Genomic DNA, 23,365 nt, shown 5'->3' on the forward strand with positions numbered 1-23,365 from the left:
CCATGAGAGAAACGGAGGCCGGAACATGGGCCAACGCATAGACATCAGCCATCTCAACGTCTACTACGGCGACTTCCTGGCCGTTCAGGACGTGAATATGCAGATCCAGGCCAACAAGGTCACCGCCTTCATCGGTCCCTCCGGCTGTGGCAAGTCCACGGTTCTGCGCACCCTGGACCGCATGCACGAGATCACTCCGGGGGCTCATGTGAGCGGACAGGTGCTGCTGGAGGGTCGAGACCTTTACGGACCGGACATGGACCCGGTCGAGGTGCGGCGGGATGTGGGCATGGTCTTCCAGAGGGCCAACCCCTTCCCGACCATGTCCATCCGGGAGAACGTCCTGGCCGGCATACGGCTCAATAAGAAGCACATTGCCAAGTCGGACGCCGACGACCTGGTGGAGTGGGCCCTGCGTGGGGCCAACCTTTGGAATGAGGTCAAGGACCGCCTGGACAAGCCGGGCATCGGGCTCTCGGGCGGTCAGCAGCAGCGGCTCTGCATCGCCCGTGCCGTGGCCGTCCACCCACAGGTCCTGCTCATGGACGAACCCTGCTCGGCTCTGGACCCCATCTCCACCCTGGCTGTGGAGGATCTGATCAACGAGCTCAAGCGGGACTACACCATCGTCATCGTCACCCATAACATGCAGCAGGCCGCCAGGGTCTCGGACTATACAGCCTTCTTCAATCTCAAGGCCGTGGGTCAGCCCGGCCATCTGGTGGAGATGGACGACACCACCACCATCTTCTCCAACCCGCACGAGCCGGACACCGAGCGCTACATCTCCGGTCGCTTCGGCTGAGACAGAACCGGTCTGCGCCTCCGCCCGTCAGGTATCATGGTTCCGGCATCCACGGAAGGAGCGAGGGCATGGGAGTACTGCTGGAACCGGCCACCCTCTTGGGCATCATCCTGGTGGGCTACCTGTTCAAGCGTTTTGGGCTCTTTCGTCCGCTGGACTACCGGGTGCTGCAGACCGTGGTGTTCGACCTGGTCCTGCCGGGGGCTATCATCTACTCCTTCGCTACCAACCCTCACGATCCTAGCCTGCTGCTGGTCTCGGCCTTCGCCTTTGTGGCCTCGCTGATTCCGCCCCTGGCCATCTTCCTGACCAGCAAGCATCGGCCTACGGCTCAGCGGGCTTTTCTTATGCTCAACGGATCGGGTTTCAACATCGGATGCTTCTGCTTCCCCATGCTTCAGTCACTGCTTGGCACGGCGGCCCTGGTTCCCGCCGCCATGTTCGACATCGGCAACTCGGTCATGGTTTCCGCTGGAACCAATGTCATGACCCAGGGGCTTCTGCATATTCGCCCCGGCCAGTCCCTGGATCCCGATGCAGGAGAGCCGGTCAAGCTGGATGACCCGGATGCACGCAAACTCCATCGCAAGGCGGCAGCCATCTCCATAGCCAAGGGTTTCCTGAGCTCGCCATCCTTCGACACCTACATGGTCATGGTGGGCTTTACGCTGGCCGGGATCTCGCTGCCAGACTGGTCGGCCCAGATCACCCGTCCACTCTCGGCAGCCAACGCCTTCTGCTCCATGCTTATGGTGGGCATGCTCATGGACTTGCCTGGCGGACGGGATGATGTCAAGTCCGTATTGCAGATTCTGGCCTGGCGACTGCCCTTCGGCATCCTGTTCGCGACGGCCGCATGGTATCTGCTGCCCTTCGAACCCTTGATCCGTCAGGCGGTGGCCCTGTGCTGCCTGGCTCCTACAGCGGTTTTCGCCACCATGTTCACCGACAAGGTCCTGGGCAACGCCCGTCTGGCCGGATTCACCCTGGCCCTGACTGCGGTGATCGGTGCGGTACTCATGGTCTTGGCGCATCTGCTGATGGGCGCCCTCTGAGGATTCAGTCCTTCTTCTCGTCCTTCTTGACGTCTGTGCCCTGGTCGCGGCGCGCCTGCTCCTGGCGCAGGGTGCGGCCCTCGCGGGTGCGTTGTTTGTTGACTGTGGCGGCTGCGATCCGCTCAGCGGCGCGTTCATCCTGTCCACGATCGACTTCGCTGTCATGCACGTGCTGATACTGCTTCTGATCGTCCTGGTCCCAGTGATTGTTCCTGGCCATATGCCCCTCCTAAAAAGTGCCGTGCTCGTTAACGCATACCCATGTGGGACGTCTTCAGGGCCGTGCCGGTATGCCGATTATAGGTGGGCGGACAGCTCTGCGGCGGTATTGGAACTCGGGCTATACGCCAAAATGCGTGCGTTTCTCATCCTCTAAGCCCTTATCGGGGTAGGGCTAGAAGCGTCCAGTAGATGCCTGTTCTCCTTAGAAAGCATGAAGGCACCGAATTGCCTGGCCTGGGCGCTACCGGCGCAGGTCGCACCCGGTGGCGGTGTAAGCGGTGCGGGGCCCGATTCCCACGACTAACAATCTGCTCGAATTCTGAAACTCACAACTGCGCGCCTTGTCCAGGAACCACAATGGGCTGAGCCTGGAACACGAAATCAGAGCCATCTGCCAGCGGGGTCATCAACACACCGTCGACCCCCCGAGTGATGCCTGGCTGTCCGCCTACGCTTGCAGTGATCAGAATCTCGAACAGTTGAACGACCTCGCTTGGCAACACAGCCAACAAGATCTGCACCAGGCCACCGCTATCGACTGGAACGAACTGCAAACCCCATCAGCACCGACTAATTTGTAAACATTTTGGCATATGACCCAACAATACGACGCCCCTATATCTTACGATACAGGGGCGAAGAACTTATTGCTTTTATAAATTATCATAGACTTATGGAAGATGCAACTCACTCGATTATGGATCTGGCGATATCAGAGAAGCGCTTGGAACCCTATAAGAAAGAGGCCCGGAAACACCCGGGAGTGGAAGCCGCTGACTTATACCGTTGGAATACCTTATTCTCCGGAGTGGCAGTCACGCAGATCTCCTTTGTCGAGATGAGTGTGCGCAATGCGATGGACAAGGAGCTGATACTTTGGGCTCGTGCTAATGGATATGACGACTGGCTTGGGAAAACGCCGCAGCCCGAATGGTTCGAAGGTCATGAGACTGCCCCTCTGAGCCAGGCGCCACCTCTTATTGAGGAACTACTGGGCGCAGACCAAATAGGGAAGCTGTGGTACTCATGCCGCAGGGTATACCGGATATGGGAAAAGAATTCTAATCACCACAAGCATGGCCAATACCCGAACAGGCATGATGCATTCTCGCATTTGATGTTCGGAGGTTGGCAACGGTTACTTGGACCTACGGATTTCAAGAGCAAAGACCCAACAGTCCTCAAGAGGGCGGCGGCTGCACGGCAGCTCTGGAAAGAGGCTTTGTATAAGGCCTTTCCGGAGATGACCCATAGCAAGGTCAATGATCAGCAACGGGTGAAACTCCTGCTTGATATCGACAGAATTCGCCGCCTGCGCAACAGGGTCTCCCATGGCGAGAACGTCCTAAGTATTCAAACGGACCTGTACCTGGATAAGATGCTCACAGTCCTGTCGGCCATCGACCCCTACATTAGCGACTGGGTCATGGACCAAACAGGCCGCACTTATCGGACAGTGGCCAAACTCAAATATTACCCGGAGCTGCTGCAGTCCTACCAGCAAAACGATCCGCTCCCCTCTAGCCAGGAAATCGTGGCCTACGAGCTGACCTCCAGTGGTTCCAACAGCGGGGAAGAGATTATTGAAGCCCAACTGAAGAACTCACAGAGTCATGGAGGACGCACCTTTATGACCGTCGGGAAACCACCGCTAGAAAAGAACAGGTCCCAGCTCAGGGAAATCCTCCTGGTTGATGCTGGAGGCAAGAAAGCGGCCGTAGGTGAAATCGTCGCCTACGGCTATGGGAACAACGCACAGCCGCCGAAAGGATACGAGCCTCCGGCATACGAGAAGCGGTATCAAAAGCGAAAGGCTTGGTTCGCTGTCAGGAATCTATATGAAGTCGACTGCCAAGGCGGACGGGTCATCGGTTACCAAACCAAAGACGGCCAGAAGGTGCCCGGCTGTTTCACAGGGCAGGTAACAATGAGATATGTCTGCCATGACTAAGAGTCCTAACACTCCTATTCCCAAATCAGACTAACCTCATAGCCTCATATGTTTTATGTATGACTTGATGGAACTACAAGAACGCTGCAGGCACTTTCCCAGAAGGCTCCATAAGTCATCACCCCTTATCTCAGATTTTCAGCCAACTCTAGGATTTCGGCCTTCCAGACTCAACACATCGAAGCCCCCATGCTTCCTCACCCACGGCAACCCCTATTAATTTCCAGTCTCAGATCATGCAAGCTGCTGGTAGTACGGAGATTCCGTTCAGAACGTGAAAGAATCCGTAGGCTTCACGACCACGGGATTCAACTGGAGCAAAGTGCTGTGAATTGTTGGGTCATACCTTGAAGCATGACGATAAAGCACACTCTGCTTAGGTGTTGGCCTTTCGTATATTGCACGATTAGTCCGGGCCATACTGGGTATGGCTTGTGGTCATATATTAAAGGAGTCTGTGAATCACAGATCAGGATACGAGTTAGAACTTCCTGGTTTCGTTGGAAGGATCCGAAGCCGATTTAGATCAAATCATGTACCCGGCAACACGGTCCTTCATCAGCAGCATCATTTCACGAGCCAAGCTGCAACAGTCTGGACAGGCATCGCACAAACTCTGTATTTCATGGAAACAAGGTTGCGCACCATTGAAAACAGAGATGAAAGCTAGAACACTTCTGTCGGGGAAGCTTTTGACATCCCAATAGCTTTCTGATTTCACTAGCACAACACCTAGGCACCACCAGTGACTGGGACGAGTTCCACATATCAGTCAAATACTCTGAAATCGCAGACTAACGGGCACGAGTCTTGGCGTATAACTCTAGAGCTCAATAGGGGGGAGGGACTTGTAACAGAAAAAGCCGAGTGCTCGTGATATTCTTTCCTTGTCTCATCGCCAAATAAGACAATAAGGAATCGAATATGCATAAGCTATTTCGGCTTTCGGATAATAATACCACAGTCTCTACGGAAGTGGTAGCAGGCATCACCACTTTCTTCGCCATGGCTTACATCATCGTGGTGAATCCCTCAGTGCTCTCTACAGCGGGCATGCCTTGGGGAGCCGTTTTTCTCGCCACTCTGATCGCTGCCATCATCGGCACCCTGATCATGGGGCTGGTGGCCAATGTGCCCTACGGCGTGGCGCCAGGAGTCGGGTTGGATGCCTTCTTCACCTTCACCGTGGTCAAGGGGCTGGGCTTCACCTGGCAGCAGACCATGTGCATGGTCTTCCTGTGCGGCCTGATCAACATCCTGGTCACGGCCACCAAGCTGCGCAAAATGATCATCCAGGCCATTCCGCCCCTGCTCCAGCACGCCATCGGCGGCGGCATCGGCGTCTTCATCGCCTATGTGGGTCTGCTCAATGTGGGCATCATCAAGTTCACGCCTGACAAGACCTCGGCGGCCGGCGCCAACCCAGGGCTGACCACCTTCAACACCCCCGGGGTCATCCTCTTCGTCATCGGCTTGTTGCTGACCGTCTTCCTGCTGATCTTCAAGTTCAAGGGCCATCTGGCCTTCATCAACAAGGGCGCCTTCGTCATCGCCATCATCGCGGTCACGCTCCTGGGCATCCCCATGGGGGTCACCAGCATGGCCAAGTCGGTCGATCTGGGCCAGGCCTGGTCGCAGCTGCCGCAGACTTTCCTGGCCATTTTCAGTCCGGAGGGCTTCCCTGCGCTCTTCTCCGACCCGGCCAAGCTGCCAGTGGTTCTGGTGACCATCTTCGCCTTCTCCCTGTCGGACACCTTCGACACCATCGGCACCTTTGTGGGCACCGGCCGGCGCTCAGGCATCTTCTCAGCCGAGGACGAGCAGGCTCTGGAAAACGGCCGCGGCTTCAGCTCCAAGATGGATAAGGCCCTGTTCGCCGATGCTACGGCAACCTCCATCGGCGCTCTCTTCGGCACCTCCAACACCACCACCTACGTGGAGTCCGCAGCGGGCATCGCAGCTGGCGGCCGGACGGGACTGACCTCGGTGGTCATCGCTGCCTGCTTCGCGCTCAGTGCCGTCTTCGCTCCCTTGATCTCGGCTGTGCCTTCGGCGGCCACTGCGCCCGTCCTGGTCATTGTGGGCTGCATGATGATGAGCTCCTTCGCCGAGATTGAGTGGGGCGAGCTGTCTGAGGCCATACCGGCCTTCTTCACGGCCATCTTCATGGGCTTTGCCTACTCCATCTCCTATGGTGTGGCCGCCGGCTTCATCACCTATTGCCTGACCATGGTCTGCAAGCGCAAGGGCAAGGAGGTCCACCCCATCATCTGGGCGGTCTCTGCCCTCTTCATCCTGGACTTTGTGCTCCAGGCTGTGCTCTGAGCTAGTTTTAGAATTACGAGCTCTCCACAAGCAGCATTCTTCAGAACCATTGTTCAGCAGTGCGGTTCGTCGTCATGCTGTTGTCAGGTTGACCTGACTGTTTGAGGGTGCGCAGAGAGCAACAAGGCCCCGCCATGCATCAGTGGCTGGGCCTTATTCGCGTTTGCGGACTGACGATGTAGTCTCTTCGGATCACCGCCTGTTCCGATCGGCTGACTCTCAGCCTTGTACGTCTTGCGGTTTGGCGGCCAGGTCACTGATTGGGATCAGCGATCCGGCCAACATAGCCACTATGATGCTTGTCTCTCCAGTCAAGGGGAGTAAACCTTCTGCGTCGCATCGGCACCCAGCGATCCCTGGCTGTAGTTTGTTATGGCAAGCGAGTGGGTTCTGATCCCAGGATCGTGGTGTTGAAGCACCTCTGGGCAAGAGGCTACGACTGTGACTGATCAGTATCGGCCGAATATGCAAGAATCCCCGACAGGCTAAGGGAGCCCACCGGGGATTGCTTGTTCGGTCCGGAAGAAAAGGGATCAGTACCAGTTGGATGACTGGGATTGGGCCCACGCGCCACAGGGATTCCCGTAACGGCCCTGGATGTAGCCCAGTCCCCAGACGATCTGGGTGTGGGCATCGGTCTGCCAGTTGGGGCCAGCCGAGGCCATCTTGCTGCCGGGCAATGCCTGGGGAATGCCATAGGCGCCTGAGGGATTTGCAGCATTGGTCCGCCAACCGGACTCCTTGTTCCACAGCTGTACCAGGCAGGTGAATTGGTCTTCGCCCCAGCCGCGGGAGGTGACCAGATCATGCGCGATGCTCTGGGCTTCGCCCACAGGGGTCGTGGTGGTAGTCGAACCGGACTGCGCAGGGGCGCCACCGCCAGTGCCCACCAGGATCACCTTGTCCACGGGGACAGTCTTGACGAAGGATGCGAAGATGTTGCTGGTCAGGTGCTTGTTGCCGGCTGCGGTGACCAGGCTGGTGGTCTCCATGACGCCGTTCTGTCCCTCGGTCTTGACCTTGGTGGTGCCTGCAGGCAGGGAGTCGGTCTTCTCCTCGATGGTGTTGAAGGGGATGGGCGATTCATCCGTCTTGACCTGGGCGTTGGCCCGGTCGATGCGGATGACGGTCTTCTCGCTGACCCGGCTGGTCAGTGAGGGGGTGATTTGGTCGCCCGGCTGCAGGGTGATGTCTCCGGCCTCCAGGACCGATTTGACATTGGTGAAGCCGTTGCCCAGCACCACCTTGTTCTTTCCGTTGATCTGCACATTCACGTAGGAGGTATCGGAATTGGCACCGCCCGCACCATTGCGGATAGCCTGTCTGGTGCTCCCACGGGACACTGTGCCCAGATTCTGGGTAGCGGAATAGGAAGTTACGCCTGACTTGGCCGAGCTCTCAGTGGATGTATAGAAGTCGCGCGAGACGAAGCCCGCGCCAATAACCATGCCGAGAACGGTGACACCGGCAGCCAATCGCAGCCACTGACGCTTGGTCAGAGCCTTGACCGCACTCATCCGTCCTCTACGGTGGTTCGCCATTGCTCTCCTCTGTTGAACCGACAGATCCTCAGTGATCAGTCGACTGGTCAGTTCCTATCGACCGCACGCTTCCGGCAGTGCCGAAAGGGTCACTGGACACACACAGCTCTACTTTAGTGCAAACCTGTTGTGGAACCAACTCGACTGACTCAGACCTGTGCCGGGGTTGACAAATCGGCCTTGCGTGCTTGGTCGATCAGGTCATCCAGATCCGAAGACCTGAGCGCGCCGGCCTGCTTGAAGATGATCTGCCCCTGCTTGGTGATCATCAGGGTGGGCACCGCCTGGATGTCGGCGGCCGCGGCCAGATCCTGGTTCTGGTCGATGTCCACCTTGCCGAAGACGATGTCGGTGTTGGCCTGCGAAGCCTTCTCGAAGATGGGGCCGAAGGCCTTGCAGGGTCCGCACCAGGTGGCCCAGAAGTCAATCAGCACCAGATCGTTGTCCTTGATGGTCTGCTCGAAGTTTTCCGAGGTAATAGTCGTGGTGGCCATGATAACGCTCCTTAAAGTAGTTTGACTGTCGCGCGGGAAGCTCCCGTGCTTAGCAACCGCTTTCAATCATCAGCATTCCATCAAGGCTGGAGAAAGCGCCCGAATATGCTCTGGGTGGAGATGTCCGACGGGGTCCCGTGGGCAGTCAAGCCTGGTACGGATAATGGAACCATGCCAGTGCTGAACGACGAGATTCCCGATGATGACGACTTCGATGCCGATCGCGACCGTGGCGCCTTCTCCCACATCACCCCAGAGGACTTCAACCGAGGCTTTTCGGGTTCGAATCCCCCTGGATGGCTGGATCGAGACGCCATCGACCGTGCGCGGCGCTGTCTGCCCATGCCCTATGTGGAGGTAGTGCCGGTTCGCGTGGACGAGATGAGCGCCGTCACCCAGGTGGGTACCCTTCTGCGCGTGGATGATCAGGGCAACATCGAGCGCACTCTGATCACCGGGCGGATTCTCTACCACGAGACCATCAGGGAGGCTCTGGCCAGAAACATCGCCAAGGATCTGGGCCAGCTGGCCCTGCCTGTGCTTCCTGCCAGCCCCCAGCCCTTCACCGTGGCTGAGTTCTTCCCCACGCCGGGGGTCTCGGAGTACTACGATCCGCGCCAGCATGCCATTGCTCTGTGCTATCTGGTGCCGGTGGCCGGGGACTGCAAGCCCCAGGATGAGACCCTGGATGTGGAGTGGATCGATCCCAAGAGCGACATGCTGGAGTCCTTCATAAGCCAGATGCCCGGCGGGCACGGCAGGGTGCTGATGAGCGCCTTGACCTGGGCCGGTGCGCTGTGAATCGCGAATCCTTGGAGGCGAGCATGACCATTGCCAATACCGTATATCGCCATGGGAAGGGATTGCCGCTGGTGCTGGTCCATGCTTTTCCCGTGGACCACCGCATGTGGGATCGCTGTGCGGCCTCGCTGATCGCCCAAGCGGATCGTGCGGGTATGGCCCCCTTCCCCGTCTATGCTCCGGATATGCCCGGGGCAGGCGATTGCCCCCTGCCTGAGCCGGCGTCCTCTGGTCCGGCTGACTCTGATGGCGCCCTGCCTGGCGCCCTGGATGCCATGGCTCAGGCCTTTGTGGACATGATCGCCGCTACGGGGGCGCAGAAGGCCATCTGGGTCGGACTTTCCATGGGAGGCTACCTGGTAGAGGCCGTGGCCAGGCTTTACCCGCAGACGGTGGCCGGGCTGGCCCTGTGCGATACCACCATGATGGCTGACCGTCCGGCCTCCCGGGCCAACCGCCTGCAGATCGCCAGAACCTGCGAGGTGGAGGGGACGCTGGATCCGGTCATGCACTTCGCCAGGCCCCAGGAGGGCGATTCCACGGTCAAGCGCTCGCCCGCCTTCGTGCAGACCATGACCGAATGGATACAGTCCCAGGACCCCCAGGGCATCGCCTGGCGGGAGCGCATGGCTGCAGGCCGCCCGGATCAGAGCGACCTGGCTGGCCGCATCAGAGTGCCCGTGGCCCTGGTGAGCGGTCGCTGCGATCCCTCCAGCCCGCCACGCGCCATGGAGCCTCTGGCTCAGGCCATGCGCCGGGCCGGAACAGACGTGACTTTCACCGCCATCGATGACTGTGGCCACTTCAGCGCCGTCGAGCATCCAGATCAGGTGGCCGCTGCCCTGCTGGACCTGGTTGATCGTGTAAGGAGGCAGGCATGAGTGATCCTGAAACGGTCTTTTCCCCGCTGGCCCTTACCGGGCCCTTGCCCTTCCTGCCCCTGGTTCAGGGGGACGTGGACTATGACACGGCATCGCGGCAACAGCCCGGGCTGCTTGACCGCCTGCTGGACCAGGAGGGCACTGGGGTCATCCTGGTGCGGGGGGAGAAGGTGGCCGTGCCTAGGGGCAAGGGGGCCTTGGCTGGTCGCACCGGTGCCAGCATCCGTCTGGCCACCCTGCCTGCTGCGTACTTGCGGGGTCCGCTGGCAGGCTCGACGGGCCAGTCTGAGCCGCCCTGCTACTACCTGGGGACGGCCGACCATCAGGCCTGGCTGGCTCTGGATCTGGATCTTGCCTGCGCTGGTCGGGCTGTCCAGGACCCCCTTCGTGACCTGGCCCAGGCCGCGGACCAGCGCTTCGATTGGCTCGCCCTGCGCGAGTACGCCCCTCATGGCCGTCCGCGGCAGGTGGGCCTGGCAACCTGCGCAGTCGCTCTGTCCGTGTGGCATGGACGCCAGGCCTTCTGCCCACGCTGCGGCGCTCCGGTCCATCCTTGCCAGGCCGGGTGGGCTCAGATCTGCCAGGGGAGTGCATCAGGAGACAGGCACACGCTCTTTCCCCGCATCGAACCCGCGGTGATCATGGCTGTGGTGGACAGCCGCGATCGGCTTCTGCTCCAGCACAATCGGCAGTGGGCTCCCGATTTTCGTTCAGTCACTGCAGGATTCGTCGAGGCGGGGGAAAATCTGGAGCATGCAGTCCGGCGGGAGACCCTGGAGGAGGTGGGCCTGAACCTGGGGGAGATGCGGTACCTGGGCTCCCAGCCCTGGCCCTTCCCATCCTCCCTGATGGTGGCCTTCAGAGCCAGATCCTTGAATACGGATATCCGGGTGGATGGTCAGGAGACCGATGACGCCAACTGGTTTACGCGGGAGGAATTTGGCGCGGCCCTGGCCTCAGGCCGGTTGCGCATACCCCAGGCAGCCAGCGTAGCCAGGTACATGATTGCACAGTGGTACGGCAGCGAGCTCTGACCCATTTGGCAAGTCCCGTGCTTTCGGACCCGGTCCTGTCGTAAGATATTGCAGGGAACTGTATGCAGCGAAAGGTGTGCTATGGCCATGGAGGGGCAAGAAGAGCCTCGTATCTCGGACGTCGACCAGGCCGAAACTGTGACCATGCCGCCGACGACCGGCGACGGGCCCGACCCTGTGGACCTGTCCGCTGATCAGCAAGCAAATCGGGCACTGGGCTCAGGTCCTGCCCACGAGGCCTCGTCGGGCCGTCATCGGGGGCGTACCATCCTGGCCCTGCTGCTTCTGGCTGTGTTGCTTCTGGTAGGGTGCTGGTTCGGCGCCCGTGCCTTCTTCCGTGATCGGGTGGCCCCCGGCGTCACCTTGGGCGGAAAGATGATGATGGGCCGGACCAGCGACCAAGTCCGTCAGATCGTCGATCAGCAGGTGCGTGACTCCCAGGTGGAACTCAAAGGCGAAGGGGCTTCCGCGCGGGCTGGGCTCAAGGATTTGGGTGTGAGCGTGGATCAGGATGCCACGGTCACAAGGGTCATGACTGCCAAGGGCTCCGCAGGTATTTCCCGGCTCAACCCTTTCCATAGCGAATCTGTACACTTGGTGGCCGAGCAGGACCAACTGGCCATGAATAAGTATCTGACCGAGCACTTCATCGACCGCCAGGACCGTTCCGTTCCCTCTACTATCGTCTTTGATTCCGGCGCCCACGCTTTCAGGGCCCAGGAGGGGCGTGGCGGCAAGGGGCCCGAGCTGGGCCGTGTGCAAAATGCTGTCTCCTCCCTGATAGACAAGCCCGGCAGGCGGCTGGCCGTAGGGTTGGTCTACAAGGACGTGGGCATGCCCATCAGCCTGGATACGGCCAATCAGGTGGCTTCTCAAGCCAATCAACGGCTGGCCAAGGACCTGGTCATCAAGGGGACCGATGACGATGTCATGACTGTTCCGGCAGCCACCGTGGCCACCTGGGTCAAGCCGGTGACAGACCTCGGCAAGGGGACCATGGAGCTGGGCTTCGATCGGCAGGCCATCCAGCAGTATCTGGACCAGGAGCTGGCCCGGCATCTGGATCGGGATATGGTCACCGCCGTCAACGTCAAGAACACCAAGGGCGAAGTGGTAGCCGAGACCACCAAGGGTGTGGACGGGGTTCGGGTTTCGGATGTACCCGCCACAGCTGATCTGGTCGTCAAGGCCCTGGTCCAGGGTGACACGAACCCGGTCCAGGCGCGTGCCGAGGTCACCCCGCATAAAGAGCAGACGCGTGTGGCCCGCTACGACGTGCCTGACGGCGACATCTGGATCCGGGTCAACCTGAGCGATCAGACCGCCACAGCCTACCATGGCACCACCGAGGTCAAAACCTTCCCCATCTGCTCGGGCAGCCCCTACGACGGCGACTGGTCAGATACCGGCACCTTCTTCATCAACGTGCGTTACACAGTCCAGACCATGCGCGGGCCAGGTTACGTCTCGCCCAATGTCCGATGGGTCTCCTACTACAACGGCAGCGAGGGCTTCCACACGGCCGACTGGAACTACGGGGGCATCGCCAAGGGCGACCCCACCCACTACGGTTCCCACGGCTGCATCAATATGTACGAGCAGGATGCCAAGTGGATCTACGACAACGCCCCGGCCGGGACCATGGTCAAGGTGGAGGGTCAGGTTCCGCCGGGTCCGGCCCGGTAGATGCACCTGTCGCGGCAGACGGTCGAGTAGGCTGGAACCATGAGCGATGAACACAGTGATGGAACCTCCCGTTTGGATGTGCCCGACCACCTGCGGTATTCCCAGGATCATGTCTGGATTGATCCCAGTCAGTCTCCTGCGCCCATGGGCGTGACCGAGTATGCGGCAAACCAGTTGGGAGACCTGGTATTTTTGGATCTGCCTGAGACCGGCACCCACGTCGATGCTGGCGACGAGGTCATCGAGCTCGAGTCCTCCAAGGCGGTGGAGCCGGTGGTTTGCCCAGTGGCGGGCACCATCGCCTATGTCAACAGGGCGGCCTCGGACGATCCGGAGGTCATCAATGCCGACCCTTATGGGGAGGGCTGGATAGCCAAGATCGATCTGGAGGACGATGAGCCCGATCTGATGAGCGCCGAGGAGTACGGTCAGCTGCTGAAGAGCCTGAACTGACGGTTCGGATATGACCAGGCGATCCGGCCGTGACGGAGGGCCCCTGCGGGTCCGATCTGTCAGCACCACCTTCGATTCAGCCGCGCCTGGGGAGGACATCGAGAGCAGACCTGCTCCGGTGCGTCTGCTGAGGCATCTGGTAACGGGCGCCTTCGACCTCTGGGTGGGGCTGTCCATCAATATGACCGGCCGCATGGGCTGGTCGGCCGACGTTCAACCCTATGTGGGTTATGGTACCGAGTCATACTCCCGGCTGATTTGTCGCACTATTCTGACCGACGGCCGCAGACGCGAGGATCCGGCCATCCGGGGCATTCGCGGTCTGCTGACCGTACCCGCGCCCCGGACCAGGGTCAGGCTGGCCATCGACAGCACCGCCATCGGGAGGGTCCAGGTGGGCGATTCCTCGGTCTACGATGCCGTCGATCCCAGCCGCAGCCTGAGCGCGGATGCGGTCTTCTCCGACCGATCGGGCTACCTGGATCTGGTGGCCGAGCATCGGCTGACCCCAGGCGTGCACCGGGTCTCCTACCAGGTGCGGGGCCGCAGGCCTGTCGACGCGCCGCTGTACATCGTGCCCAGCCAAACGCCGGTTGGCGTCATATCCGATGTAGATGACACCATCATGATCAGCCAGGTGCCCAATCATTGGAAGGCTGCTTGGAACCTGCTTCTGTCGAATCCGCACCGCAGATCCTCGGTGCCGGGCATGGCCGTGCTCTACAACCGCATCCGCGACCTGGACCCCCGGATGCCCTTTTTCTATCTGTCGGCCTCGCCCTGGAATGTAGAGGGGTCCATACGCGGCTTCATTCGCGACCACGGCTTTCCGGCCGGCCCCCTGCTACTGCGGGACCTGGATCCCAGGCCCAAGACCTTCGTGCCCTCCATCGTGCAGCATAAGATGGAGTTCATCCGCCAGCTCATGGCCGACTTCCCACAGATGCGCTTCGTGCTCATGGGCGATGACGGGCAGAGCGACCCTGCCACCTTCGCCCAGGTGGTGCGTCAATATCCGGACCGGGTCCTGGCCATCGGCATCCGCCAGCTGAGCCCCTCGGAGACCGGGTTGGGGTCCTTGTTCAAGCGCACTGCCACCCAGCCGATGCCGGTGACGCAGGTGCCGGTCTTCTACGGGACCACGGGCGCCAACCTGATGCGAACCCTGCTGCCCTATCTGCGTCGTCGCGCCAGAATATAATCGCCCCATGAGTTTTTCGGCCGTCAATCCCGCGCCTCCTCGTGCACAACGCCGTCCCACTGATCGATGCTTCCATGGGGATCACTTCGAAGATCCCTACGAGTGGATGCGCAACCGGGAGGATCCTGCCACCAAGGCCTATGTGCGCGACCAGAACAGCTACTGCCAGGAACGGCTGGCCGGCCAGAAGGGTCTGCGGGCCACCCTGCTCAAGGAGTTCACCGACCGGGTGCAGCAGACCGACATGTCGGTGCCAACACGGATGCACGGCTACTGGTACTTCTCCCGGACGCTCAAGGGCCAGGAGTACGGGGTGCAGTGCCGTCTGCCGGTGCGCGGCCAGGATGACTGGGATCCTCCAACAGTTCAGGCCTCATCGGCGCCTGGATCCATGCCGGGCGAGGAGGTCATCTTTGATGCCAACGCCGAGGCTGAAGGCCACGACTTTTTCTCCCTGGGTTGTCTGGATCTGAGCGCCGACGGTCGATGGATGCTCTACGGACTGGACACCAGGGGCAACGAGCGCTACGACCTGCGCATCCGGGATCTTTCCCAAGGCCGAGATCTGTCTGATCGGATCGACCAGGTCTCCTCCGGGGCAGTGCTGACCCCCGACGGCCGATGGGTCTTCTACACCGGCCTGGACAAGGCCTGGCGTCCGGACACGGTCTGGCGGCATGAGGTGGGCACTTCGGCCGACCAGGATGTCATGGTCTACCAGGAGGACGATGAGCGCTTCTGGGTGGGGCTGGGCCTGAGCTACGACGAATCCGCCATGCTGATTGCCACCGGGTCCAAGACCACCAGCGAGGTGCTCATGCTGGATCTGAAGGAGCCTCAGGGGGAGTTTGTGCCCTTGATCCCTCGCAAGGAGGGGGTCGAGTACGACATCAGCTTGGCCAGGTTCGAAGATGCCGGTCCGGCAGGGGAGGACCTGCCGGTGGCTGTGGTCTACCACAATGTCAACAACCCCAACTTCGAGGTGGATCTGATCGATCTGCGCAGCCACCGTCCGCCTTTCCGTCTGGGAGAAGGGGTGCGGCTGGCCCAGGGCAGCCCCTACGGCTGCGAGCGCTCCGGAGTCCTGGCCTCCCAGCCGCCCGAAAAGCCCTATCGGGATCCAGGCAATCCCGACATTCTTCAAGGCGCTCGCGGGCTGGGCATCGAGGGGCTGGGCATCCACCGCAGCTTCGTGGTCCTGACCTACCGGGCTGACAGCCTGCCTCATATGGCTGTCATCGCCAAGGATCAGGCACTTGAAGATCTGCGGGCTGGTCGGCCCTGGCGCTTCCATGAGGTCCTGCCCGGCCAGGCCAGGGACGGCATTGACCGCCTTTACAGCATCGGCCCCGCGGACAACCCCTCCTACCAGGCCCCCGGGCTGCGCTACATCCGGGGCAGCTATGGGACCCCGGCCGAGCTGCGCGAGCTGGACCCGGTCCGGGGCGTGGACCGGTTGCTCAAGCGGGCCCGGGTGCTGGGTGATTTCCGGCCTGAGCGCTATGCCGAGCGTCGGGTTCTGGTCCGTGTCAGGGATGGCGCTCTGGTGCCGGTCTCCCTGGTCTGGCGGCGGGGGATGCATCCGGGGCTGGATGCCTGCGGGAGGACCGGGCCCGATGACACGGTCATCCAGGCCCCCGACCATCCCGAGCGCCGTCCCTGGCCAGACCATGATCCGGACAGGTCTGCACCCATGTTCATCACCGGATATGGAGCTTACGAGATCAGCCAGGACCCGGGCTTCTCCACCGGCAGGCTCAGCCTGCTGGACCGAGGCGTGCTCTACGCCGTCCCCCATGTGCGCGGCGGCGGGGAGATGGGCCGCGCCTGGTACGAGCAGGGCCGCCGGCTGCACAAGGTCAACACCTTCCTGGACTTCATCGACGTGACTGCCGCCCTGCAGGCCCAGGGCTGGGCGGATCCACGTCATACGGTGGCCAACGGCGGGTCGGCCGGCGGGCTGTTGATGGGGGCCGTGGCCAACATGGCCCCTCAGCTCTATGCCGGCATCGAGGCGGATGTGCCCTTCGTGGATGCGCTGACCAGCATCCTGGACCCGGACCTGCCGCTGACCGTGACCGAATGGGATGAGTGGGGAGACCCCCTGCATGATCAGCAGGTCTACCGGTATATGCGCTCCTACTCGCCCTACGAGAACGTGCCTGACGCTGATAGCAGGCGCCGGCTCTTCGGCAGCGACCACTTCCCTGCCATCCTGGTGACCACATCCATGAACGACACCCGGGTGCTCTACGTGGAGCCGCTCAAGTGGGTGGCCAGGCTGCAGGAGCCGCAGGTGGGGGCCGATGCGCTGATCAGGATCGAGGTCCAGGCAGGCCACGGAGGCATCAGCGGACGTTACCGGCAGTGGGAGGAGCTGGCCTTCGAGAACGCCTGGTGCCTGTCCATCATGGTCCCTCAAAGCTGCTGAACCTGGCCTGTCCGGGATTCGGTCGGGGTCGGGAAAGGGCCCTGGCAGGCTCGTTATGCTCGGGGTATGACAAATAGCAAGCAGAAAACATATCACATTGCGGTCATTGCCGGTGACGGCATCGGCAAGGAGATCGTTCCCCAGGCTCAGGCTGTTTTGGAGAAGGTGACCCGGGGCAAGGCTGATATCCGCTATGAGGACTTCGACCTGGGCGCTGAGCGCTACCTGCGTGATGGAGCCGTTCTGCCCGACGAGGATCTGGACCGGCTCAAGCAGCAGGATGCCATCCTCCTAGGGGCCATCGGCGACCCCCGGATCAAGGCCGGCATTCTGGAGCGGGGACTGCTGCTGAAAATGCGTTTCGAGCTGGATCAGTATGTCAACCTCCGTCCATCCAAGCTCTACAAGGGCGTAGTGTCGCCCCTGGCCAATCCGGGTGACATCGACTTCGTGGTCGTGCGTGAGGGCACTGAGGGGCTCTACGCCGGGGCCGGCGGCTCCATTCGCCGGGGCACCCCCCAGGAGGTGGCCACCGAGGTCTCCATCAACACGGCCTACGGGGCGGAACGGGTCATCCGCTACGCCTTCCAGCTGGCCATGAAGCGTCGCCGTCGCCTGACTCTGGTTCATAAGAAGAACGTGCTGACCAACGCGGGAGACATGTGGCAGCGGCTGGTTGACCAGGTGGGTCAGGAGTACCCCGATGTGGAGCGCGAGTACCTGCACATCGACGCCTCCACCATATTCCTGGTGACCGAACCCAGCCGCTTCGACGTGATCGTGACCGACAACCTCTTCGGCGACATCCTCACGGACGAAGCGGGGGCTGTGGTAGGAGGCGTGGGCTACTTGGCCTCCGGCTGCATCAACGCCTCAGGCACCTACCCATCCATGTTCGAGCCCATCCACGGGTCCGCCCCCGACATCGCCGGCAAGGGGATCGCCAACCCCACGGCGGCCATCCTCTCGGCCGGGATGCTCCTGGATCATCTGGGCTTCGAGGATGAGGCGGCCAGCATCGAACGGGCCGTGGAGGATGACATCGAACGCTCCGGCTCCACCCAGCGGAGCACGGAGCAGATCGGCAGGGATATCCTAAGCCGTCTGTGATCGGGCCGGATGGCGGCTAGACTGGAGGGCATGACTATGGATGATGCCCCCCAGCCGGACGACCGGCAGTCCAGCGATATGCCGACAGGGAATCCCGGCTTCGGTCCCTCCCCGTTCCCGCAGGTTCCGCCCGAGCATCAGGAACCTGCCGGGGAAGATGCCGCTGCCAGCGCAGCGCAGCCGGGCCAGTCAGGTCCAGATGCAGCCGACGGGCAGCAGCAGGCTTCGGGCTATCCAGCTGGCCATGATGTCGGCGGGGGGAACCAGAGCCCCTATCAGACCGGGCAGTTTCCCGCCAGTCAGTATCCCCATGATGGGTATCCGACAGGGCAGAGGGGCAATGCCGGATACCCGTTTGCCCCTCAGGAGGGCGAACAATATCCTGGGGCGTATCAGGCAGGGCCCTATCGGCCCAGTCAGTATCCGACGGCCGGGTATCCAGCTGGTCAGCAGTATCCGACCGGTCAGCAGTATCCTGCTGGGCAGTATTCCGGTGGCCAGTATCCTGGGGGCCAGAATCCTCCAAGTCCCTATCAACCGGGACCGGGCTATCCCGGCCAGTACCCGTCTGGCCAGTACCCACTGAGTGGATACCCGGGCAATCGATACCCAACAGGACAGTATCCAGGCAATCAGTATCCTGGCGGGCAGTATCCACCGCAGGCTCCTATGCCTTGGCCCTACCCGGGCATGTCCCAGGGCGGGTATCCCGGGGCTATGCCCAGCGGCAGGAGTCCCTATCCAATATCACCCACTCCACACAGCAAGCTGGCTGCCGGACTGCTCAGCATCTTTCTGGGCTGCTTCGGCGTGGGCAACTTCTACCTGGGCAGAACCGGCCGCGGTGTGGCTCAGCTCATGCTCACCCTGATCGGGTTCCTCTTCTTCTTCATTGGGCCGACCATCGCCATAATCTGGGGGCTGATCGAAGGTATCCTGATTCTGTCATCCTCAACCGGCTCCTTCTGGCATCGCGACGCTCGCGGATGGGAGTTGACGGATTGAATCCGGCCCTTCTGCGCGGCGTCGGCAAGCAGATGGGCGGTAAACTTGCGGCCGTAACCCTGGCCTTGGGCCAGGGGCCAGACTCCCATCCAGTCATCACTTCCTGCAGGATTGACGGCGACTTCTTTACGGAGCCGGCCCCGACCGCCTCCCGTGAAGACGAGGAGGATCATAGGCCGGTGTCCCGGCTGGAATCCGCAATTTGTGGTATCCCGCTGCCCTTGGATCCTGGTCTGGCGCTGAAGAGGCTGGACAAGGTCATGGCAGAGGGGGATGGTCAACGGGTAGTCGGCGTGTCCCCATGGACCCTGGTGACCGCACTGGAGCGCGCCCTGCCGGATGGCCTGGTCAGCCACAGGCACGAGGAGCCCGAGCAGACGTCTTTTCAACAGTCGCAGCTGGACGAGGTCGAATGCCGCCGCCGTTGGTCCGGCCTAAAGCTGAATCTGATCAGGGACCGCCCACGGGAGCCCGTCATGCAGATGGCCATGGATCAGGCCCTCAATGATGCCGTGGCCCAAGGCCGGCTGCTGCCCACCCTGCGCATTTGGAATTGGTCGGCGCCGGCAGTGATCCTGGGGCGCTTCCAGTCCCTGAGCCAGGAGGTCCACGCGGATCGGGCGCGCAGTCTGGGCTTTACCCTGGTTCGCCGATGCACCGGCGGTGGCACCATGGTCATTCAGCCCGACCGGGCCATCACCTATTCGCTCTATCTGCCCCTGGACTTCGTCAAGGGGACCGATCTGATCGACTCCTACCGGATCTGCGACTACTGGCTGGTTCGCGGTCTGCGCATGCAGGGGATTCAGGCCGGATGGCAGGGCATGAATGACATCGCCTCCCCGCGGGGCAAGATGGGGGGCGCCGCCCAGCGCAGGCTGCCGGCAGGCTCCCGCGGACCGGGCGGACTGCTCCACCACACCACGCTTTCCTACTCAGTGGATCCTGATCTGATGGCCCAGGTGCTCAAGGTGGATCCGGCGAAATTCCACGACAAGGCCGTGACCTCGGTCAGAAGCCGGGTGGATCCCATCGACAGGCAGACCAGTCTGTCCCGTCGATCCCTGATCGATGCCCTTCTGGACACCCTGCCCTCCCTGGTGTCGGATCTACGCATATCAAGTCCTGCGCCCGAGGTTGAGCAACGGGCCCGCACTCTGGCCCGGCAGCGCTACGGCCGTGGGGAGTGGACCGCCCAGATCGCCTGACCGGCAAGGGGGTTGATGTGTGTGGGTATAATCGTGCTCAGTCGTGTCGAACCCGGCGCGAGGTCATCAACTATGCGTGAGTCGGTGCAGACCCGCCAGACATGGCGAAAAGGAGTGCGGAGTATGGCGGTTCACAAGCCCAACGAGATTCCCGATGACGGGAACGCCCTCAGGCAGACCGCCCTATTCAAACAGGTGCCCAGGCAGGACGCCGACCAGCTTTTGGACACCATGCACGAGTCCACTTATGCCAAGGGGTCCACGGTCTTCCGACAGGGGGACACCGACCATCGGATGTATCTGCTGGAGGAGGGCAGGGTCAAGCTGGTCCGCCAGTCGCCCGACCGCCGCATCCAGCTGCTCAGCATCCATGGGCGCGGGGAGATCCTGGGCGAAATTCCCGTCTTTGACCCCTCCGGCGGGCCGCGTACCGCCTCGGCTGTGGTCATGGTCAACAAGACCAAGGTGGCTGCCTTGGATCACGATGCCCTCTTCGATTGGCTCAACCAGCATCCCAAGGTGGCTGTGGACATGCTTCAGGTGCTGGCCCATCGCCTGCGGACCGACAACGAGCGCATCTCCGACCTGGTCTTCCTGGACGTGCCGGCCCGTCTGGCCAAGACCCTGCTGGATCTGGCCACACGCTTCGGCGAGCCCTTCGAGCAGGGGCTGATGGTTCCCTACGATCTGACCCAGGAGGAGCTGGCCCAGCTGGTCGGAGCCTCACGGGAGACCGTCAACAAGGCCCTGATGGACTTCTCCAACCGGGGATGGATCTCTCGCAAGGGCCGCACCATCATCATTTTCCAGCCCGGACCTTTGATTCGACGCTCACGCATGTGAACGCCGCTGCCCGGTAGAGCCAACGGCCTAGGATGGAGACCATGCCCGAACAAAAGAAATCCATGTCGGTCAGGCGCTTCTTCACGCTGCTGCTGGCTTACCTCATCTTCTGCGTCGCAGGTGGCGTGGTCGTCTCTGGTTTTCTGTTCCCCGCAGTCTTCGGCATCAACGCCGTCTCCAGGAATCTGATGCCTGCCCTGAAGACGGAGAACATCGACTTCAACGTCAACGATCTGCCCCAGCAGTCCCGCCTTTACGCCTCCGACGGGCATACCGTCATCGCCACCTTCTATGCACAAAACCGGATCGTAGTGCCCATCAAGGATGTCTCCGACTACATGCAGAAGGCCGTGGTGGCCCGTGAGGATCGTCGTTTCTTCGAGCATGCAGGCGTGGATACCCAGGGCGTGCTCAGGGCCTTCATCCAGACCTACATCAAGCAGGGCGACACCCAGGGCGGTTCCTCCCTGACCCAGCAGTACGTCAAGAACGTGCTCATGAACCAGGCCGAGGAAAACAACGACCCCATCGCCGAGTACCACGCCCAGGAGGAGACCATAGCCCGCAAGATGCGGGAGATGCTGATAGCGGTGCAGATGGAGAAGAAGTACTCCAAGGCCGAGATTCTTCAAGGGTACTTGAATATCGCCCAGTTCGGAACCAACGTCTACGGGGTTGAGTCGGCGGCCAGGCGCTATTTCAGCAAGTCGGCCAAGGAGCTGGATCCGGGCGAGTCGGCCACCATCGCCGCCGTGACCAAGAATCCCGCACGCTTCGACCCAACTGTCAATATCAAAGCCGCTCAGGAGCAGCGGAACATCGTCCTGGATCTGATGCGGCAGGAGAACTACATCAGCCAGCGCCAGTATGAGGAGAACAAGGCCAAGCCGCTGGATCAGATGCTGCATGTGCAGTCTGCGGACGCCGGCTGCCAGGCGGCCGGGGATGCGGCCTTCTTCTGTGACTACGTGACCAAGCAGATCCTCAACTCCAAGGAGTTCGGCAAGAGCCAGGAGGATCGCAACAAACTCCTCAAGGAGGGCGGCCTGGACATCTACACCACCATGGACGTCAATGCCAACGCCGCAGCCATGAAGGCGGCCCGGGACACCATCCCCGTGGATGACCCGACCGGCTTCGAGGTCACGATGGCGGCCATTCGCCCGGGCACCGGCGAGGTTTTGGGCTTCGGCATCAACCGCATTTACGACGCCACCCAGAACTCCGGCGGCGGCACCCGCACGGCCATCAACTATGCAGTGGATCAGCAGGACGGCGGCGGATGGGGCTTCCCCGTGGGCTCCACTTGGAAACCCATCAATCTGGTGGCCTGGATGAAGGCCGGCAAGTCCATCAATCAGCCTCTGCGCACCTCCACCAGCTATCCGCAGACCGCTTTCGCCTGCAAGACGGCTGACGGCACCCCCTATGGATTCGGCACGGGCAGCTGGCACGTTGAGAACTCGGGCGGCGGCACCACTTCGCCGGAGAGCCCCTTGCAGGGCCTGATTCGCTCGCACAACACCACCCAGGCCTCCATGGCCCAGCAGATCGGCCTGTGCACCATAGCGGATACAGCCAAGGACATGGGCTACCACAATTCGCCCAAGGACCAGATGGACATCCACTCAGACAACAGCTTCCAGCCGCCCATGACCATCGGATCGGTCCAGGCCTCCCCGCTGACCATGGCCAACGTCTACGCCACCATCGCCGCCAAGGGCGTGGCCTGCAGCCCTATCGCCATGACCAAGGTGATCGATAAGAACAAACGGTCCATCAAGGTGCCCAAGGCCAACTGCCATCAGGCCATCGACCCGGGCATCGCCGAGACCACCGCCTATGCCCTCAACCAGGGCGTGGTCCAGCCCGGAGGCGAGGCGGCCGTGACCCAGCTGGACGGGGGCCGCAAGACCTTCGCCAAGACGGGCACCCATGAGGACAAGTACATGCTGACCGGCGGATTCGTGCCCCAGGTGGCCTCCTTCGTCACTGTGGGCAATGCCGAGGGCCAGGTCTCCTTCAATGGCAAGGTCATCAACGGACGGTCCATGGGTACCTGGTACGGCATGTACATCGCCACCCCGGCATGGAAGGAGTTCATGAACACCTACCTGGCAGCTGCCAATATTCAACCGGACAACTCCTATGGCAATCCCGATGCACGCTTCACTGGCGGGGTCCAGCCTCAGCAGCCGGCTCCGATGCAGCAGCGGCAGATGATCCGTGGCGTGGAAGCGCAGGAGCCGGAGGTCGGGGAACTCGCCTCGGAAGCGGCTCAAACGGCGCCCGCGGCTGACTAGCACCTGGCCAGATGAC

The 23,365-nt window shown here is 61.5% G+C and carries 20 protein-coding genes; 16 read left to right on the forward strand and 4 right to left on the reverse strand.

Features of this window, described 5'->3' with window-relative positions; genetic code table 11:
* The first annotated feature begins 25 nt into the window (after nt 1-25).
* Nucleotides 26-805, forward strand: a complete 780-nt coding sequence (pstB, locus tag AC0AII_RS05520) for a phosphate ABC transporter ATP-binding protein PstB (RefSeq protein WP_490446405.1) — start codon at nt 26-28, stop codon at nt 803-805.
* Between the two features lie 68 nt (nt 806-873).
* Nucleotides 874-1,860, forward strand: coding sequence for an AEC family transporter (locus AC0AII_RS05525; RefSeq protein WP_144085366.1), 987 nt, complete (start codon nt 874-876; stop codon nt 1,858-1,860).
* A gap of 4 nt (nt 1,861-1,864) precedes the next feature.
* Here AC0AII_RS05525 and AC0AII_RS05530 read toward each other — a convergent pair whose 3' ends face one another.
* Both AC0AII_RS05530 and AC0AII_RS05535 read right to left on the reverse strand, forming a co-directional pair.
* Complete coding sequence (locus AC0AII_RS05530) at nt 1,865-2,080, reverse strand: hypothetical protein (RefSeq protein ID WP_144085367.1); 216 nt, start codon at nt 2,078-2,080, stop codon at nt 1,865-1,867.
* A gap of 328 nt (nt 2,081-2,408) precedes the next feature.
* Nucleotides 2,409-2,603 carry a hypothetical protein gene (locus AC0AII_RS05535; protein ID WP_490446406.1) on the reverse strand — a complete coding sequence of 65 codons (195 nt, stop codon included), beginning with the start codon at nt 2,601-2,603 and terminating at the stop codon, nt 2,409-2,411.
* Nucleotides 2,604-2,755: 152 nt separating this feature from the next.
* Here AC0AII_RS05535 and AC0AII_RS05540 point away from each other — a divergent pair, with 152 nt between their 5' ends.
* On the forward strand, nt 2,756-4,033 hold the full coding sequence (locus tag AC0AII_RS05540) for a hypothetical protein (RefSeq protein WP_490446407.1): 1,278 nt from the start codon (nt 2,756-2,758) through the stop codon (nt 4,031-4,033).
* Between the two features lie 924 nt (nt 4,034-4,957).
* Nucleotides 4,958-6,358, forward strand: a complete 1,401-nt coding sequence (locus AC0AII_RS05545; RefSeq protein ID WP_490446408.1) for an NCS2 family permease — start codon at nt 4,958-4,960, stop codon at nt 6,356-6,358.
* 533 nt (nt 6,359-6,891) lie between these two features.
* Here the strand turns inward: AC0AII_RS05545 and AC0AII_RS05550 are convergent.
* Complete coding sequence (locus tag AC0AII_RS05550) at nt 6,892-7,899, reverse strand: resuscitation-promoting factor (RefSeq protein ID WP_490446409.1); 1,008 nt, start codon at nt 7,897-7,899, stop codon at nt 6,892-6,894.
* A 149-nt stretch (nt 7,900-8,048) separates the two neighbouring features.
* Entirely contained in the window at nt 8,049-8,393 is a 345-nt protein-coding gene (gene trxA / locus AC0AII_RS05555) for a thioredoxin (RefSeq protein ID WP_144085372.1), read from the reverse strand.
* Nucleotides 8,394-8,564: 171 nt separating this feature from the next.
* On the opposite strand from trxA, the gene AC0AII_RS05560 reads away from it, so the two are divergent.
* The 12 genes from AC0AII_RS05560 (at nt 8,565) to AC0AII_RS05615 (ending at nt 23,349) form a co-directional block, all read left to right on the forward strand.
* On the forward strand, nt 8,565-9,194 hold the full coding sequence (locus AC0AII_RS05560) for an NUDIX hydrolase family protein (RefSeq protein ID WP_490446410.1): 630 nt from the start codon (nt 8,565-8,567) through the stop codon (nt 9,192-9,194).
* Between the two features lie 23 nt (nt 9,195-9,217).
* Nucleotides 9,218-10,075: an alpha/beta fold hydrolase gene (locus tag AC0AII_RS05565; protein WP_490446411.1), complete on the forward strand. Its 858-nt coding sequence runs from the start codon at nt 9,218-9,220 to the stop codon at nt 10,073-10,075.
* A complete protein-coding gene (gene nudC / locus AC0AII_RS05570; protein WP_490446412.1) occupies nt 10,072-11,109 on the forward strand; it encodes an NAD(+) diphosphatase in 1,038 nt (345 codons plus the stop codon). Before AC0AII_RS05565 ends, nudC begins: the two co-directional genes overlap by 4 nt.
* A gap of 87 nt (nt 11,110-11,196) precedes the next feature.
* The gene (locus AC0AII_RS05575) at nt 11,197-12,795 is read left to right on the forward strand and encodes a L,D-transpeptidase family protein (protein WP_490446413.1); all 1,599 of its coding nucleotides are present in this window, start codon (nt 11,197-11,199) and stop codon (nt 12,793-12,795) included.
* Between the two features lie 39 nt (nt 12,796-12,834).
* The gene (gene gcvH / locus AC0AII_RS05580; RefSeq protein WP_101431993.1) at nt 12,835-13,248 is read left to right on the forward strand and encodes a glycine cleavage system protein GcvH; all 414 of its coding nucleotides are present in this window, start codon (nt 12,835-12,837) and stop codon (nt 13,246-13,248) included.
* A 10-nt stretch (nt 13,249-13,258) separates the two neighbouring features.
* Nucleotides 13,259-14,449 (forward strand): App1 family protein phosphatidate phosphatase, encoded by a 1,191-nt coding sequence (locus tag AC0AII_RS05585; protein WP_490446414.1) that lies wholly within the window; start codon nt 13,259-13,261, stop codon nt 14,447-14,449.
* A gap of 7 nt (nt 14,450-14,456) precedes the next feature.
* Nucleotides 14,457-16,880, forward strand: a complete 2,424-nt coding sequence (locus AC0AII_RS05590; RefSeq protein WP_490446415.1) for a S9 family peptidase — start codon at nt 14,457-14,459, stop codon at nt 16,878-16,880.
* A gap of 66 nt (nt 16,881-16,946) precedes the next feature.
* Nucleotides 16,947-17,990: a 3-isopropylmalate dehydrogenase gene (locus tag AC0AII_RS05595; protein WP_490446416.1), complete on the forward strand. Its 1,044-nt coding sequence runs from the start codon at nt 16,947-16,949 to the stop codon at nt 17,988-17,990.
* A 30-nt stretch (nt 17,991-18,020) separates the two neighbouring features.
* Nucleotides 18,021-18,995: a TM2 domain-containing protein gene (locus tag AC0AII_RS05600; RefSeq protein WP_490446417.1), complete on the forward strand. Its 975-nt coding sequence runs from the start codon at nt 18,021-18,023 to the stop codon at nt 18,993-18,995.
* Complete coding sequence (locus AC0AII_RS05605) at nt 18,977-20,203, forward strand: lipoate--protein ligase family protein (protein WP_490446418.1); 1,227 nt, start codon at nt 18,977-18,979, stop codon at nt 20,201-20,203. Before AC0AII_RS05600 ends, AC0AII_RS05605 begins: the two co-directional genes overlap by 19 nt.
* A gap of 123 nt (nt 20,204-20,326) precedes the next feature.
* Nucleotides 20,327-21,046, forward strand: coding sequence for a Crp/Fnr family transcriptional regulator (locus AC0AII_RS05610; RefSeq protein ID WP_024627458.1), 720 nt, complete (start codon nt 20,327-20,329; stop codon nt 21,044-21,046).
* 41 nt (nt 21,047-21,087) lie between these two features.
* Complete coding sequence (locus AC0AII_RS05615) at nt 21,088-23,349, forward strand: transglycosylase domain-containing protein (protein WP_490446419.1); 2,262 nt, start codon at nt 21,088-21,090, stop codon at nt 23,347-23,349.
* Nucleotides 23,350-23,365: the final 16 nt, after the last annotated feature.

The organism is Bifidobacterium sp. VU/mBH4 (B4) (genome assembly GCF_058199535.1).

What these genes read in the sequence shown, in the direction of transcription:
- nudC (WP_490446412.1), top strand. Translation starts at nt 10,072, where the DNA reads ATGAGTGATCCTGAAACGGTCTTTTCCCCGCTGGCCCTTACCGGGCCC.
- trxA (WP_144085372.1), bottom strand. Translation starts at nt 8,393, where the DNA reads ATGGCCACCACGACTATTACCTCGGAAAACTTCGAGCAGACCATCAAG.
- AC0AII_RS05525 (WP_144085366.1), top strand. Translation starts at nt 874, where the DNA reads ATGGGAGTACTGCTGGAACCGGCCACCCTCTTGGGCATCATCCTGGTG.
- AC0AII_RS05545 (WP_490446408.1), top strand. Translation starts at nt 4,958, where the DNA reads ATGCATAAGCTATTTCGGCTTTCGGATAATAATACCACAGTCTCTACG.
- AC0AII_RS05610 (WP_024627458.1), top strand. Translation starts at nt 20,327, where the DNA reads ATGGCGGTTCACAAGCCCAACGAGATTCCCGATGACGGGAACGCCCTC.
- pstB (WP_490446405.1), top strand. Translation starts at nt 26, where the DNA reads ATGGGCCAACGCATAGACATCAGCCATCTCAACGTCTACTACGGCGAC.
- AC0AII_RS05615 (WP_490446419.1), top strand. Translation starts at nt 21,088, where the DNA reads ATGCCCGAACAAAAGAAATCCATGTCGGTCAGGCGCTTCTTCACGCTG.
- AC0AII_RS05595 (WP_490446416.1), top strand. Translation starts at nt 16,947, where the DNA reads ATGACAAATAGCAAGCAGAAAACATATCACATTGCGGTCATTGCCGGT.
- AC0AII_RS05560 (WP_490446410.1), top strand. Translation starts at nt 8,565, where the DNA reads ATGCCAGTGCTGAACGACGAGATTCCCGATGATGACGACTTCGATGCC.
- AC0AII_RS05530 (WP_144085367.1), bottom strand. Translation starts at nt 2,080, where the DNA reads ATGGCCAGGAACAATCACTGGGACCAGGACGATCAGAAGCAGTATCAG.
- AC0AII_RS05585 (WP_490446414.1), top strand. Translation starts at nt 13,259, where the DNA reads ATGACCAGGCGATCCGGCCGTGACGGAGGGCCCCTGCGGGTCCGATCT.
- AC0AII_RS05575 (WP_490446413.1), top strand. Translation starts at nt 11,197, where the DNA reads ATGGAGGGGCAAGAAGAGCCTCGTATCTCGGACGTCGACCAGGCCGAA.
- AC0AII_RS05550 (WP_490446409.1), bottom strand. Translation starts at nt 7,899, where the DNA reads ATGGCGAACCACCGTAGAGGACGGATGAGTGCGGTCAAGGCTCTGACC.
- AC0AII_RS05600 (WP_490446417.1), top strand. Translation starts at nt 18,021, where the DNA reads ATGACTATGGATGATGCCCCCCAGCCGGACGACCGGCAGTCCAGCGAT.
- gcvH (WP_101431993.1), top strand. Translation starts at nt 12,835, where the DNA reads ATGAGCGATGAACACAGTGATGGAACCTCCCGTTTGGATGTGCCCGAC.
- AC0AII_RS05590 (WP_490446415.1), top strand. Translation starts at nt 14,457, where the DNA reads ATGAGTTTTTCGGCCGTCAATCCCGCGCCTCCTCGTGCACAACGCCGT.
- AC0AII_RS05540 (WP_490446407.1), top strand. Translation starts at nt 2,756, where the DNA reads ATGGAAGATGCAACTCACTCGATTATGGATCTGGCGATATCAGAGAAG.
- AC0AII_RS05565 (WP_490446411.1), top strand. Translation starts at nt 9,218, where the DNA reads ATGACCATTGCCAATACCGTATATCGCCATGGGAAGGGATTGCCGCTG.
- AC0AII_RS05605 (WP_490446418.1), top strand. Translation starts at nt 18,977, where the DNA reads ATGGGAGTTGACGGATTGAATCCGGCCCTTCTGCGCGGCGTCGGCAAG.